We start from the raw sequence: 14,291 nt of genomic DNA on the forward strand, positions 1-14,291 counted from the left end.
CGACCGGGCGCCCGTGCCGGCGCCCGGCGGGGCTCTTGGCGCGGGAGCGCGGTGCGGCTGGCTCTGATGGCCGTGCCCGTCGCGTTCTTCGGGCTGTTCTTCGCCTACCCGGTCGTCGCCATCGTGGGGCGCGGGCTGAAGTCCGGCGGTGCCTGGCAGCTCGGCCGGATCGGCGAGGTGCTGGGCGACCCGGACATCCTCGGCGTGCTGTGGTTCACCACCTGGCAGGCGCTCGCCTCGACGGCGCTCACGCTGGTGCTTGCGCTGCCCGCGGCGTACGTCTTCGCCCGCTTCGACTTTCCGGGCAAGCAGCTGCTGCGGGCCGTGGTGACCGTGCCGTTCGTGCTGCCCACCGTGGTCGTCGGCACCGCCTTCCTGGCGGTGCTCGGGCGCGGCGGGCTCCTCGACGAGCTGTGGGGGATGCGGCTCGACACCACCGTGTGGGCGATCCTGCTGGCCCATGTCTTCTTCAACTACGCGGTGGTCGTACGGACCGTGGGCGGGCTGTGGTCGCAGCTCGACCCCCGGCAGGAGGAGGCCGCACGGGTGCTCGGCGCGGGGCGCTTCGCGGCCTGGCGGCGGGTGACCCTGCCGGCGCTCGCGCCCGCGGTGGCCGCCGCCGGACTGATGGTGTTCCTGTTCACCTTCACCTCCTTCGGCGTCGTACAGATCCTGGGCGGGCCCGCCTACTCCACCCTGGAGGTGGAGGTCTACCGGCAGACCGCGCAGCTCCTCGACCTGCCGACCGCGGCCGTGCTGACGCTGGTGCAGTTCGCGGCGGTGGGCGCGATCCTCGCCGTGCACGCGTGGACGGTGCGGCGGCGGGAGAGCGCGCTGAAGCTCGTCGACCCGGCGCAGACGTCGCGCAGGCCGCGCGGCGCCGGCCAGTGGACGCTGCTCGGCGGGGTGCTCGCGACCGTGCTCGCACTGATCCTGCTGCCGCTGTCCGTGCTGGTCGAGCGGTCGCTCGACGGGCCCGAGGGGTACGGATTCGGCTACTACCGGGCGCTGAGGTCGGTGGCCGACAGCGGCGGGACCTTCCTGGTACCGCCGCTGGAGGCGGTCTGGAACTCCCTGCAGTACGCCGTGGTGGCGACGGCGATCGCCCTGGTCGTCGGCGGTCTCGCGGCCGCCGCCCTCACCCGGCGGGCGGGCCGGCTGGTGCGGGGGTTCGACGCGCTGCTGATGCTGCCGCTGGGCGTGTCCGCCGTGACGGTGGGCTTCGGCTTCCTGATCACTCTCAACCGGCCGCCGCTGGACCTGCGCACCTCGTGGATCCTGGTGCCGCTGGCCCAGGCGCTGGTGGGCGTGCCCTTCGTCGTACGGACCATGCTGCCCGTGCTGCGCGCGGTGGACGGACGGCTGCGGGAGGCCGCGGCGGTCCTCGGGGCCTCGCCGCTGAGGGCGTGGCGGGAGGTCGACCTGCCGCTGGTGCGGCGGGCGCTGCTGGTGGCGGCCGGGTTCGCCTTCGCCGTCTCGCTCGGCGAGTTCGGCGCGACCGTCTTCATCGCGCGGCCCGACAACCCGACCCTTCCGGTGGCCGTGGCCCGGCTGCTCGGGCGGGCCGGTGACCTCAACTACGGGCAGGCGATGGCCCTCAGCACGATCCTCATGGTCGTGTGCGCCGTGTCGCTGCTGGTGCTGGAACGCATCCGGCCCGACCGATCCGTATCCGGGGAGTTCTGAATGACCGACGAGGTACGTCCCTTGCTGGAGCTGGCGGATCTCACCGTACGGTTCGGCGCACGGGCGGCGCTCGACGCGGTGGACCTGCGGGTGGCCGCGCACGAGATCGTCTGTGTGCTCGGGCCGAGCGGCAGCGGCAAGTCGACGCTGCTGCGGGTGGTGGCCGGGCTCCAGCGGCCCGACGCGGGGCGGGTACTGCTGGACGGCGCCGACCAGACGGGGGTGCCGGTGCACCGGCGGGGGGTGGGCCTGATGTTCCAGGACCACCAGCTCTTCCCCCAGCGGGACGTGGGAGGCAACGTCGCCTTCGGTCTGCGGATGCGGGGCGCGGGACGGACCGAACAGGCGCGCCGGGCCGACGAGTTGCTGGAACTGGTCGGCCTGCCGGGAGCCCAGCGGCGGGCCGTGGCCTCGCTGTCCGGCGGCGAGCAGCAGCGGGTCGCGCTCGCCCGTGCGCTGGCCCCCGAGCCCAGACTGCTGATGCTGGACGAACCGCTGGGCCAGCTCGACCGCGGTCTGCGCGAGCGCCTGGTGGTCGAACTCCGCCAGCTCTTCGGCCGGTTGGGCACCACCGTCCTCGCCGTCACCCACGACCAGGGAGAGGCCTTCGCCCTGGCCGACCGGGTCGTCGTCATGCGGGACGGCCGGATCGCACAGGCGGGCACCCCCCTCGACGTCTGGCAGCACCCCGCCTCGGAGTTCGTGGCCCGCTTCCTGGGCTTCGACAACGTGGTGGCGGCCACGGTGAGCGGCGAGGCCGCGGACACCGTGTGGGGCAAGATCCCCGTACCGGCCGGCTCCCCGCAGGGCGAGACCCGGCTGCTCGTACGCCCCGGTGGCGTCCGGCTCGTACCGGTCGAGGAAGGCCTGCCCTGCGAGGTGGCCGCACGCACCTTCCGCGGCACCCACGTCGCCGTACAACTGCACCCGGCGGACGGCCCGGTGCTGGAGGCCGAGTGCGCGCTGCGGGACGCCCCGGCGGAGGGCGCCGAGGTGGGGGTCGCCTTCGCGGCGGACGAGGTCGTGCTGCTGGAGGGCTGACCGGGCCCTGCCACGCCACGACGTCGTGCTGCTGGAGGGGCTGACCGGCTCCTGTCACCCCACGGGGTGACACGAAGGTTGGCACCAGGGTGTGATGCCGCGCGGGAGGCCGGACCCGCACCTTGGCCGCATGGGCGATGCGACGGCAGTTGTCGGCAGGCGGCGTGCGCGCCGGGGGACTGCGGGGACGGCGGGGAAGGGCGCCGGGTGGGCGCGCTTCGAGTGGGCGGGGTGGGTCGGGTGCGGTGTGGTCTCCCTGCTCTTCGGTCTTGTCTCCGGGCTGGGGCCGCACCGTGCGTGGGGGCTGACGGCCGCGTGCGGGTACGGGGTGGCCGGGTGGGCCGCCGTCCGGCCCCGGGCGGTGTTCGGGGTGCGGCTGAGGCCTGTGGTGGTGGCGCTGGCGGGGGCGGTGGCGCTGCCGCTGACGGCTCTCGTCCTGGCCGGGCGGGGGCAGTTGGAGGTGCGGGTGGTCGAGCGGTCGGCGGAGTTGCTGATGGCCGCGGGCAGTCCGTACGTGCCCGATCCGGCGGTGACCGCGGACTTCAATCCCTATCTGCCGGGCATGGCGCTCTTCGGACTGCCCCATGTGCTGTTCGGGGAAGGGCCGTTGGCGGCGCTGGGCGATGCCAGGTGGTGGATGGCGGCCGGATTCCTGGGCGCGCTGCTGGTGGCCTCGCGGCGTGCGGCGGCGCCGTGGGTCCTGGCCTGTCCGCTCGTGGCGCTGCCGCTCGCCGTCGGCGGGATCGACCTGCCGGTGGTGGGGCTGATGTGCCTCGGGGTCGCGCTGGCGGGACGGGGCAGGGCCGGGTGCGCCGGGCTGGTGCTCGGGGTGGCGGCCGCGTTGAAGTGGACCGCGTGGCCCGCGGTGCCGGTGGTACTGGCGCTGCTGGCGGTGAGCGTGGGGAGGCGGGCGGCGGTGCGGTGCGCCGTGCTCGCGGTCGGTGTCGCGGGGGCGCTCGTGGTGCCGGTGGCGCTGGCAGGACCGGGGGCGTTCCACCGCAATGTGGTCGCGTTCCCGCTGGGGCTGAGCGGGGTCGAGTCACCGGCGGCCAGCCCGCTGCCGGGGCATCTGCTCGCGGCGTACGTGCCGGGCGGGAAGGTCGCGGCCATGGTGCTGCTGGTGCTCGGCGCACTCCTCGTCGGGGTGTCGCTGGTCGTGCGGCCGCCGCGTACGACCCGTGCGGCGGCCGTACGGCTGGCGGGCGGGCTGGCTCTCGCCATGGCCCTCATGCCGGCCAGCCGGTTCGGCTACGTCGTCTATCCGCTGGTGCTGCTCGGCGTACTGGGGAGCCCGCTAGCGGGGCGTGTCCACCAGGTGCAGAGGCTCGTCGGCCGCCGCTCCCGTTTCGCCCTCGTGCTTGCCGTACCAGGCGACGGCGACCGCTCCCGCCACGGCCAGGACGAAGCCGGTCACCGCGACCCAGGCGAAACCGGGGCGCGAGGCGTCGCCCAGCCAGACCACGCCGATGAGTCCGGGCAGCACGGTCTCGCCGACCACCAGGGCGGCGGTGGCGCCGTTGACCGAGCCGATCTGCAGGGCCACCGTGTGCAGGTACATGCCGCCGACGCCGGCGACCAGGATGGCGTACAGGGCAGGGTCGGTGAGGAGCGTCCCCAGGTCGTAGGGGTCCACGCCGTTCAGGATGCGTACGCCCACGCCGAGTGCGCCGAAGCCGAGGCCCGAGAGGAGACCGGCGAGGATCGCGGCACCCGAGCCCATCAGACGTACGGCCACGGTGCCGCCGACCATCAGCACCACCGAGATCGCCAGCAGCCACCAGTGGGTCGCCATCTCGGTGTGCCCGCCGCCCTCGTGGCCCGCCGCCGTCGCCAGCAGCACCAGCGAACCGCAGACGACCGCGATCGACGTCCACTCCTTGCGGGTCAGCTTGATGCCGAGCATCTTGACGCTCAGCACCGCCGTGATCACCAGGTTGGCGCTGATCACGGTCTGGGACAGGAAGAGGGGGAGCATCCGCGCGGCCAGCGCACCGAGCGCGAAGCCGACGAAGTCGAGGATGGTGCCGACGATGAATTCCCAGGTCATCGCCGCCTTGTAGGTGGAGGACAGGCTGGGTCCTCCATGCTGGGTGACACCGGTGGTGGAGGCGGCTGCCGCCTCCCGGCGGGCCGACTTCCGTGATCCGACGGCTTGCAGGACCGAGCCCGTGCCGTAGCAGACCGACGCCAGAATGGCGGTGATGAGGCCGATGAGCACCAAAAGCTCCGTTCAGGGATTGTTCGTCGTTGTCCGACTACCAGACGTGAGAATGGCCCTGAACGTTGCTTCTGACGCGCCCGCATGTGCGGCGGATCGTGCCGGGGCGATCAGCCCTTGCGCTCGGCGGCGCTGCGCTCCACACAGAATTCGTTGCCCTCGGGGTCCGCGAGGAGGGCCCAGCCGGTGCCGTCGGGCTTGCGGTGGTCGGCCACCAGGGTGGCGCCGAGCTCCAGGACCCGCGCCACTTCCTCGTCGCGGGTGCGGTCCTGCGGCTGGAGGTCGAGGTGGACGCGGTTCTTGACCGTCTTGGCCTCGGGGACCTGGATGAACAGGACCCCGACGCCCGGTGCGTTCACCAGGGCCTCGGGGTCACCGGGGAAGTCGTCGTCCGCCAGCGGTGATTCGAGCACCGCCGCCCAGAAGCTGCCGAGCTCGTAGGCGTTGGCGCAGTCGATGGTGATGTGTCGTACGAGAGATGCCATGGCCGTCACTATGACCGTGCGGAGGCCCTGGGACTAGCGGATTTCGGCGGTGGTCCGGGTCGAGCGGAGCCTGGCCAGTGCTTCCGGCGCTTCGCCGACCGAGTCGACCAGTGCGATACGGAGTTCCATCGCGCGGTCCCTGGCGAGGGACTGGAGCAGGGGCCAGGCCGGGAGGCGTTCGGTCCAGTGGGTGCGGTCGACCAGCACCATGGGGGTGGGCTCGCCGCGCGACTCGTAGTAGTTCGGGGTCGCGTTGTCGAAGATCTCCTGGACGGTGCCGGCCGCGCCCGGGAGGAAGACGACGCCCGCGGTGGAGCGGGCCAGCAGGCCGTCCTCGCGGGTGGCGTTGGCGAAGTACTTGGCGATGTGCGCGGCGAAGGCGTTCGGCGGCTCGTGGCCGTAGAACCAGGTGGGGATGCCGACCGAGTCCCCGCCGTCCGGCCACCGGGACCGTACGGCGAAGGCGGCCGCGGCCCAGTCGGTGATGGACGGGGTGAAGGAGGGGGCCTTGCCGAGGATTTCGAGGGCCTCGTCCAGCATGGGGTCCGGGTGCGGGGCCGCGTACGCGCCGAGGTTCGCGGCCTCCATCGCGCCGGGGCCGCCGCCGGTGGCGACCGTCAGGCCCTCGCGGGCGAGCGTGCGGCCGAGGAGCGCCGCGCCCGCGTAGGCCTCGGTGCCCCGGGCCATGGCGTGGCCGCCCATGACGCCCACGACCGGTGCGCCGGCGAGGTGTCCGACGAGGTGTTCGTCGAGGGCGTCGGAGATCGCGTCGTCGTGGATCGAGCGCAGCATCGAGGCGAATATGTCGCCGTCGGACTTGGTGCGCTGGAACCAGGCGTAGGCGAGCGCGTCGGGAGTCGCCTCGTATCCGCCGTCGGCCAGGCCGTCGAAGAGGGAGTCCGGGGTGTAGAGCAGCCCCCGGTACGGGTCGAAGGGGAGGCCGGGGACCGGTGGGAAGACGAGCGCGCCGTCCGCCCTGACCTTGTCGGCGGCCTTGTCCGTCATCGGGCAGCCGAGGAAGACCGAGGCGGCGGTGTCGGTGGCCAGCAGGGCTTCCGTACGGGCCGTCAGGTCGAGGGACTGCAGGCGGTAGCCGGTGAGCGGGCCGGCGGAGACCGTCCGGTCGAACTCGGCCAGGGTCTCGATCTCGTGGTCGTGGTCCGGGTGTTGGGGCACGGGGCCATCGTAGGCGGCGGGCGGAGCGGGGCCCGTCCGGGGGCGGTGGAGCGGCGGTCCGGGGCGGTGGAACGGCCGTGGGATGGCGTCAGGCGGCCAGGGGGGTCGCGGCCAGGGTGGCTACCGCCCAGGTCAGAGGGGCGAAGAGGGCGAGGAGGGCCAGGGCCCGGGTGGCCGCGGCCGCGCGGAGGGTCTTGCAGGCGGCGCCCTGGCGGAGGAGCGCCCGGGTGGTTTCGGCGCGGGCCTGCTTCGTCTCCAGGGCGACGGTGAGGAGCGTCGCGGTGGTGCAGGCCAGGACCAGGACGGCGCCCAGGCCGGTGAGCGGGCCGAAGGAGGACGCGGGGTCCGGGCCGGGTCCGGTGCCGGGGACGTACAGGCTGGCCGCCGCGATCAGTCCTGAGGCCGTCGCGCAGACCACGCCGAGCGGGCGGCCGATGCGGTGGGCCTCGCCCTGGAGCGCGCGGCCCGCCAGGAGGCGTACCGCCCCGGGGCGTACGGCCTGGAGGAGGAGGCCGCAGAGATGGACCAGGCCGGGGCCCGCCAGCGCCAGGCCCAGCGCGGTCAGCGACCAGCCCGCGAGGACGCCCGCCGGGGCGATGTCCGGGTGGCCGGGGAGGGGGAGCGCCCCGCCGGTGCCGCCGCCCCGGCTCGCGTACGTCTCCACCGCGAGGCCGACGGCGGTCAGGGCGACGCCCCAGGGGAGTCCGGTGGGAGGGGCCGAGGGGAGCGGGGAGGGCGGAGCGCCGGGGGAGGTGGGGTGCGGGGGCGGTGTGCCGTGCGCGCCGGGCTTCGTGCCGGTGCGCGGGCGCAGGGTCAGGGCGCTCGCCGTCGCCGCGGTGAGCGGTACCACGGAGAGCAGGATCAGGACCGCGGGCAGGGGCAACGGGCGGTCGGCGGCGAGGAGTTCGGTGGCCGCGCCGTCGAACGGCAGCCCGGTCAGGTCGCCGCGCAGGTGCAGGAAGAAGAGCAGGGCCAGCATGGAGCCGAGAGTGCAGGACAGGGCCGTCGAGGCCGCCGCCGTCGCGGCCATCCTGGCCGGTCCCAGGCCCACCGCGGACAGGCCGGTGCGCGGCCGGGTGCTGGGGTCCGTGCGCGCCACGGCGACCGCGAACTGCACGGTCGCGGCGAGCGGGACCAGGCACCACAGGAGACGGAGCAGGGAGGGGGCGGCCGGCGACGGGTGCCCGAGGGCGTGGCCGAGGGTGCACAGCAGGAGGAATCCGACGCCGGCCGAGGCCGCCGCGACCAGCAGACGGCGCAGCAGTACGAGCGGGTGGCTGCCGCGGGCTAGACGGAGAGCGAGCACGCCGCCCGCCCTTCCGCGAGCTGCCCGGGGCTGACGCGGCGGCCGTCGAGGAGGGCCACCGTGCGGTCCGCGAGCGTGGCGACGTCCGGGTTGTGCGTGGCGAGGACGACGGTGATGCGGTGCGAGCGGGCCGCCGTGGTGAGCGTGCGCAGCACCTGCGCGCTGTCCGTGCGGTGCAGCGGAGCCGTCGGCTCGTCGGCGAACAGGACCGTGGGGCTGGTGGCCAGGGCGCGGGCGATCGCGATGCGCTGGCGCTGCGACTGCAGGAGCGCGGCCGGGCGCCTGCGGGCGACGGCGGCGATGTCGAGCCGCTCCAGCCAGTCCATGGCCGTCGACTTCGCCGTGCGGTGCCCCTCGCCGCGCAGCAGCAGGGGGAGGGCCGCGTTCTCCCAGGCGGTGAGCTCCGGTACGAGGCCGGGCTCGGGGGCGATCCAGGCGAACCGGTCCCGGCGCAGCCGCTCCCTGGACAGTGCGCCCATGGTGTGCACGGGGACGCTGTTGAACCACACCTCGCCTTCGTCCGGGACCAGTTGGCCCGAGAGGCAGCCGAGGAGGGTCGTCTTGCCGCTGCCGCGCGGGCCCGTCACGGCGAGGATCTCGCCCTCGCGGACACCGAGCGAGACGCCGCTGAGCGCGGGGGAACCGCCGTGGGTGTGGTGCAGGGAGCGGGCCCAGAGGACGTCGTTGTCCGGCGGGGCGTTGTCCGTCGGGACCACCATGGCGTACACCTCGTTCACGGTTTTCCAGGATGGGTGTCGGATCAGATTTCCGTTCCCCCTTGCGGGGGAACGAAAGAGAGAGCCGTTTCGTCACTGGGCACCGTAGGGATTCGCCGTGCGAGGGGCGCGTCGGCACGGCAGACGTACGGCCCGGAGGCGGACGTTCTCACTCGAACGGACGCATCCGGGCCGCAGCCGGGGATCAGCGGATGATCTCAGGGGTCAGAGCTTGGTCCAGGCCTCCGTGAGGACCGCCCGCAGGATGGACTCGATCTCGTCGAAGGTCTCCTGGGTGGAGATCAGCGGCGGGGCCAGCTGCACGACCGGGTCGCCGCGGTCGTCGGCCCGGCAGTACAGGCCGTTCTCGTACAGCGCCTTGGAGAGGAAGCCGTACAGGACGCGCTCGGTCTCCTCGTCGGTGAAGGTCTCCTTGGTGGCCTTGTCCTTCACCAGCTCGATGCCGTAGAAGAAGCCGTTGCCGCGGACGTCGCCGACGATCGGCAGGTCGTGGAGCTTGCGGAGCGTCTGGAAGAACGCGTCCTCGTTGTCCAGGACGTGCTGGTTGAGGCCCTCGCGCTCGAAGATGTCGAGGTTGGCGAGGCCGACCGCCGCGGAGACCGGGTGGCCGCCGAAGGTGTAGCCGTGCAGGAAGGTGTTGTCACCCGCGTAGAACGGCTCGGCGATCCTGTCCGAGACGATGCAGGCGCCGATCGGGGAGTAGCCCGAGGTCATGCCCTTGGCGCAGGTGATCATGTCCGGTACGTAGTCGAACTTGTCGCACGCGAACATCGTGCCGAGGCGGCCGAAGGCGCAGATGACCTCGTCCGAGACCAGCAGCACGTCGTACTTGTCGCAGATCTCGCGGACCCGCTGGAAGTACCCGGGCGGCGGCGGGAAGCAGCCGCCCGCGTTCTGCACCGGCTCCAGGAAGACCGCGGCGACGGTGTCCGGGCCCTCGAAGAGGATCTCCTGCTCGATCTGGTCGGCGGCCCAGCGGCCGAAGGCCTCCGGATCGTCGCCGTGGATCGGGGCGCGGTAGATGTTGGTGTTCGGCACCTTGTGCGCGCCCGGTACGAGCGGCTCGAACGGGGCCTTGAGCGCGGGCAGACCGGTGATGGACAGGGCGCCCTGCGGGGTGCCGTGGTAGGCGACCGCACGCGAGATGACCTTGTACTTGGTGTGGTGGCCGCGCAGCTTCCAGTACTGCTTGGCGAGCTTCCACGCGGTCTCGACGGCCTCGCCGCCGCCCGTCGTGAAGAAGACCTTGTTCAGGTCGCCCGGCGCGTAGTGCGCGAGCCGCTCGGCCAGCTCGACGGCCTTCGGGTGGGCGTACGACCAGATCGGGAAGAAGGCCAGTTCCTGGGCCTGCTTGTACGCGGTCTCCGCGAGCTCGTGGCGGCCGTGCCCGGCGTTCACCACGAACAGGCCGGAGAGGCCGTCGATGTAGCGCTTGCCCTTGTCGTCGAAGATGTACGTCCCCTCGCCGCGCACGATGGTCGGCACGGGGGCGTTCTCGTACGACGACATGCGGGTGAAGTGCATCCACAGGTGGTCGTACGCGGTCTTCGAGAGGTCCTTGCCGGCGGCAGGGTTGCTGGTGGCACTCACGGCTATCGGGTTCCCCACATATAGGTCTGCTTCTTGAGCTTGAGGTAGACGAAGCTCTCGGTGGAGCGCACTCCGGGGAGGGTCCGGATGCGTCGGTTGATCATCTCCAGGAGGTGGTCGTCGTCCTCGCACACGATCTCCGCGAGCAGGTCGAAGGAGCCCGCCGTGACCACGACGTACTCGACCTCCGCCATCTCGGTGAGTGCGTCCGCGACCGGATCGAGGTCGCCCTCCACGTTGATGCCGACCATCGCCTGCCGGCGGAATCCCACGGTGAGCGGGTCCGTGACGGCGACGATCTGCATGACGCCCTGGTCGAGCAGTTTCTGAACGCGCTGGCGTACGGCGGCCTCGGAGAGACCGACCGCCTTGCCGATGGCGGCGTACGGACGGCGGCCGTCCTCCTGGAGCTGTTCGATGATCGCCAGGGAGACGGCATCGATCGCCGGGGAGCTTCCGCTGCCCGGCCTGGGTTCTGCGCTACGACTGACCACGGGGCCACTGTGCATCACGTATCGCCCGTCCCGCAAGAGCAGACCGATGAATTTCGTTGTGTGAGGGGCATGATTTAACTGAATCCGAAGTTCTCAACGGGGAGGTATGTCGAAAGCGTCGCTCCACTGACTAATGTGGGTGTCTCACCCACCGGACATCGACAAGGGAGAGTGGCCGTGACCACCGAGCTGCGCCGTCTGCGCAACTACATCGCCGGGGAGTTCCGGGACGCCGCCGACGGGCGGACCACCGAGGTGATCAATCCGGTGACGGGCGAGGCGTACGCGACCGCGCCGCTCTCCGGCCAGGAGGACGTCGACGCCGCGATGACCGCCGCAGCCGAGGCGTTCCCCGCCTGGCGCGACCTGACGCCCGCCGAGCGCCAGAAGGCGCTGCTGAAGATCGCGGACGCCTTCGAGGAGCGCGCGGAGGAGCTGATCGCCGCCGAGTCGGAGAACTGCGGCAAGCCCCTCGGCCTGACCCGCACCGAGGAAGTCCCGCCCATGGTCGACCAGATCCGCTTCTTCGCGGGTGCGGCGCGGCTGCTCGAAGGCCGCAGCGCCGGCGAGTACATGGAGGGTCTGACCTCCATCGTCCGCCGTGAGCCGGTCGGCGTCTGCGCGCAGGTCGCGCCGTGGAACTACCCGATGATGATGGCCGTGTGGAAGTTCGCCCCGGCGCTCGCCGCGGGCAACACGGTCGTGCTGAAGCCGTCCGACACGACCCCCGCCTCGACGGTCCTGATCGCCGAGATCATCGGTGGCATCGTCCCCAAGGGCGTCTTCAACGTCGTCTGCGGCGACCGCGACACCGGTCGCGCGATGGTCGAGCACAAGACCCCCGCGATGGCCTCCATCACCGGTTCCGTACGGGCCGGCATGCAGGTCGCCGAGTCCGCGTCCAAGGACCTCAAGCGGGTCCACCTGGAGCTGGGCGGCAAGGCGCCGGTCGTCGTGTTCGAGGACACCGACATCGCCAAGGCCGTCGAGGACATCTCGGTGGCGGGCTTCTTCAACGCGGGCCAGGACTGTACGGCGGCCACCCGGGTGCTCGTGCAGGAGTCGATCCACGACGAGTTCGTGACCGCGCTCGCCAAGGCGGCCGCCGACACGAAGACCGGCCTGCCGGACGACGAGGACGTGCTCTACGGGCCGCTCAACAACGCCAACCAGCTGAAGCAGGTGTCGGGCTTCGTCGACCGGCTGCCCGCCCACGCCAAGGTCGAGGCGGGCGGCCACCGGGTCGGCGACAAGGGCTACTTCTACGCCCCGACCGTCGTCTCCGGCCTCAAGCAGGACGACGAGATCATCCAGAACGAGGTCTTCGGCCCCGTCATCACCGTCCAGTCCTTCACCGACGAGGCCCAGGCCCTGGAGTGGGCCAACGGCGTCGAGTACGCCCTCGCCTCCTCCGTCTGGACCAAGGACCACGCGCGCGCCATGCGCATGTCCAAGAACCTCGACTTCGGCTGTGTGTGGATCAACACCCACATCCCGCTCGTCGCGGAGATGCCGCACGGCGGATTCAAGCAGTCCGGCTACGGCAAGGACCTCTCGGCGTACGGCTTCGAGGACTACACCCGCATCAAGCACGTCATGACGTCGCTCGACGGCTGAGCCAAGGATCCGGGGCGGGCGGTAGGCAGACTGTCTATTGCCCGCCCCTCGTGCGTTCCGAAAGGGTGGGGTCCATGGGTGATCTTGGTCGCGTTTCGCGTCGTCTCTCGCGCCGTACGGTGCTCCGCGGTATCGGGTACGGAATCGGTACGACGGGTGCGCTCGCCGCGCTCACCGGGTGCGGCGTCCCCGCCGCGTACGTCAAGCCGGGCGACCGGGCGGGCACGGACTCCTCCGACCGGGACCGGAACCTCCAGTTCGCCAACTGGCCGCTCTACATCGACACCGACGACGAGGACAAGTCCAAGCGGCCGACGCTGGACGAGTTCACCAAGCGGACCGGGATCTCCGTCAAGTACACCGAGGAGATCAACGACAACGACGAGTTCTTCGGCAAGGTCAGCCCGGCGCTGATGAACCACCAGGAGACCGGCCGCGACCTGATCGTCATGAGCGACTGGATGGCCGCCCGCTTCGTGCGCCTGGGCTGGGTCCAGGAGATGGACCGCGCCAAGCAGCCGAACGTGGCGAAGTACCTGGACCCGCAGCTGCGCACCCCCGCCTTCGACAACGGCCGGCTGCACACCGTGCCCTGGCAGTCCGGCATCACCGGCATCGCGTACAACCGCAAGAAGCTCGGCCGCGAGATCAAGCACACCTCGGACCTGTGGCGCCCCGAACTCAAGGGCAGGGTCACGCTCCTGTCCGGCCTCGACGAGAGCTTCTCGCTGCTGATGCAGGGCCTCGGCGCGGACGTCACCCGGTGGACCGCGGACGACTTCCACAAGATGTGCGACCAGGTCGAGAAGCTGGTCAAGGCCAAGCACATCCGTCGCTTCACCGGCAACGACTACGTCAAGGACCTGGCCTCGGGCGACGTGCTGGCCTGCCAGGCGTACTCGGGCGACATCATCCAGCTCCAGGCGGACAACCCGGACATCGAGTTCGTGGTGCCGGAGGAGGGCGCGGAGCTCTGGGCCGAGTCGCTGATGATCCCCAACCTCGCCAAGCACAAGCGCAACGCCGAGAAGCTGATCGACCACTACTACGACCCCGAGATCGCCGCCGAACTCGCCACCTGGGTCAACTACGTCTGCCCGGTGCCGGCCGCCCGCGACATCATCGCCTCGTCCAAGGACGAGGAGACCGCCGAACTGGCCGAGGACCCGCTGATCTTCCCCGACGGCGAAGTCCGCAAGCGGCTCGTCATCGCGCGCGACATCACCGCGGAGGAGCGGCTGGAGTTCGCGAAGACATGGAACGGCATCGTGGGGCTGTAGGGCGCGCACGGGCGTACGCGGTGCGGCGGCCAAACCACCAGTCTCTCCCGTACGCATCCGGCCATGAATGCGGGGGACCTGTAAAGCTCGGGTAAAGGCCCTCGTACGCTGCGGACATGAACGAGCCCGCCGCCCATCTGAGGCGCATCCGTATGTGGTTGATCTTCTTCATCGTGTGCCTCGTCCTGAGCGGGCTGACCGCCTTCCCGCTCGTCACGGAGCTCGACTGGCTGACCGGCGCACTGAAGTCGTCCCCGCTGCCCGATGTCATGCCCGGCTTCATGGAGTGGGTCGAGCGCTGCCGGGAGGGGCTCGTCGCCACCGAGGCGAAGTACCCGTTCGTGCTGTACGGGACGGACTGGCTCGCCTTCGCCCACCTGGTGATCGCGGTCGCCTTCTACGGGCCGTACCGCGACCCGGTCCGGAACATCTGGGTCGTCGAGTTCGGGATGATCGCCTGTGCCGGGATCATTCCGCTCGCCCTGATCTGCGGGCCGATCCGGGGGATTCCCTTCGGCTGGTCGCTGATCGACATGGCCTTCGGGGTGTTCGGGGTGATCCCGCTGGCGATCGTGCGGCGGAGGATCAAGCGGCTGGAGGCGCTGACGGCGCCGGTCGCGGTGTCGGGACCGGCGCTCGCGTCGCTGAGGTAGTGCCGGGC

General features: G+C 71.6%; 12 protein-coding genes and 1 pseudogene. 6 read left to right on the forward strand and 7 right to left on the reverse strand.

All coding sequences use genetic code 11. The features are described 5' to 3' along the window. Positions 1–66: 66 nt before the first annotated feature. The 3 genes and pseudogenes from ACH4SP_RS33545 to ACH4SP_RS33555 form a co-directional block, all read left to right on the forward strand. A complete protein-coding gene (locus ACH4SP_RS33545) occupies positions 67–1,686 on the forward strand; it encodes an ABC transporter permease (protein WP_398420798.1) in 1,620 nt (539 codons plus the stop codon). Continuing rightward, positions 1,687–2,727 carry an ABC transporter ATP-binding protein gene (locus tag ACH4SP_RS33550; protein ID WP_398420602.1) on the forward strand — a complete coding sequence of 347 codons (1,041 nt, stop codon included), beginning with the start codon at positions 1,687–1,689 and terminating at the stop codon, positions 2,725–2,727. Between the two features lie 562 nt (positions 2,728–3,289). After that, a pseudogene (locus ACH4SP_RS33555) lies at positions 3,290–3,892 on the forward strand (glycosyltransferase 87 family protein); the annotation flags it as partial. 129 nt (positions 3,893–4,021) lie between these two features. On the opposite strand, the gene ACH4SP_RS33560 reads toward ACH4SP_RS33555, so the two are convergent. From ACH4SP_RS33560 to ACH4SP_RS33590, 7 genes are all read right to left on the reverse strand, one after another. Beyond that, the gene (locus tag ACH4SP_RS33560; protein WP_398420604.1) at positions 4,022–4,945 is read right to left on the reverse strand and encodes a hypothetical protein; all 924 of its coding nucleotides are present in this window, start codon (positions 4,943–4,945) and stop codon (positions 4,022–4,024) included. A 110-nt stretch (positions 4,946–5,055) separates the two neighbouring features. Continuing rightward, positions 5,056–5,430 carry a VOC family protein gene (locus ACH4SP_RS33565; protein ID WP_398420606.1) on the reverse strand — a complete coding sequence of 125 codons (375 nt, stop codon included), beginning with the start codon at positions 5,428–5,430 and terminating at the stop codon, positions 5,056–5,058. Positions 5,431–5,463: 33 nt separating this feature from the next. Continuing rightward, positions 5,464–6,606: an LOG family protein gene (locus ACH4SP_RS33570; protein WP_398420607.1), complete on the reverse strand. Its 1,143-nt coding sequence runs from the start codon at positions 6,604–6,606 to the stop codon at positions 5,464–5,466. A gap of 88 nt (positions 6,607–6,694) precedes the next feature. Further along, on the reverse strand, positions 6,695–7,912 hold the full coding sequence (locus ACH4SP_RS33575; protein WP_398420609.1) for a hypothetical protein: 1,218 nt from the start codon (positions 7,910–7,912) through the stop codon (positions 6,695–6,697). Continuing rightward, positions 7,894–8,631 (reverse strand): ABC transporter ATP-binding protein, encoded by a 738-nt coding sequence (locus ACH4SP_RS33580; RefSeq protein WP_398420800.1) that lies wholly within the window; start codon positions 8,629–8,631, stop codon positions 7,894–7,896. Before ACH4SP_RS33580 ends, ACH4SP_RS33575 begins: the two co-directional genes overlap by 19 nt. Before the next feature lie 222 nt (positions 8,632–8,853). After that, entirely contained in the window at positions 8,854–10,257 is a 1,404-nt protein-coding gene (locus tag ACH4SP_RS33585; protein ID WP_398420612.1) for an aspartate aminotransferase family protein, read from the reverse strand. Then, positions 10,242–10,733 (reverse strand): Lrp/AsnC family transcriptional regulator, encoded by a 492-nt coding sequence (locus tag ACH4SP_RS33590; RefSeq protein ID WP_362416383.1) that lies wholly within the window; start codon positions 10,731–10,733, stop codon positions 10,242–10,244. Before ACH4SP_RS33590 ends, ACH4SP_RS33585 begins: the two co-directional genes overlap by 16 nt. A 177-nt stretch (positions 10,734–10,910) precedes the next feature. Between ACH4SP_RS33590 and ACH4SP_RS33595 the strand changes: the two genes are divergently transcribed. The 3 genes from ACH4SP_RS33595 (at position 10,911) to ACH4SP_RS33605 (ending at position 14,283) form a co-directional block, all read left to right on the forward strand. After that, the gene (locus tag ACH4SP_RS33595; protein ID WP_398420614.1) at positions 10,911–12,350 is read left to right on the forward strand and encodes a gamma-aminobutyraldehyde dehydrogenase; all 1,440 of its coding nucleotides are present in this window, start codon (positions 10,911–10,913) and stop codon (positions 12,348–12,350) included. Between the two features lie 74 nt (positions 12,351–12,424). Beyond that, a complete protein-coding gene (locus ACH4SP_RS33600) occupies positions 12,425–13,630 on the forward strand; it encodes a spermidine/putrescine ABC transporter substrate-binding protein (RefSeq protein WP_398420616.1) in 1,206 nt (401 codons plus the stop codon). Positions 13,631–13,746: 116 nt separating this feature from the next. Beyond that, positions 13,747–14,283 (forward strand): hypothetical protein, encoded by a 537-nt coding sequence (locus tag ACH4SP_RS33605; protein WP_398420618.1) that lies wholly within the window; start codon positions 13,747–13,749, stop codon positions 14,281–14,283. Positions 14,284–14,291: the final 8 nt, after the last annotated feature.

Origin of the sequence: Streptomyces sp. NPDC021093 (genome assembly GCF_044333135.1) — a bacterium.
In the GTDB taxonomy this organism is placed as follows: domain Bacteria; phylum Actinomycetota; class Actinomycetes; order Streptomycetales; family Streptomycetaceae; genus Streptomyces.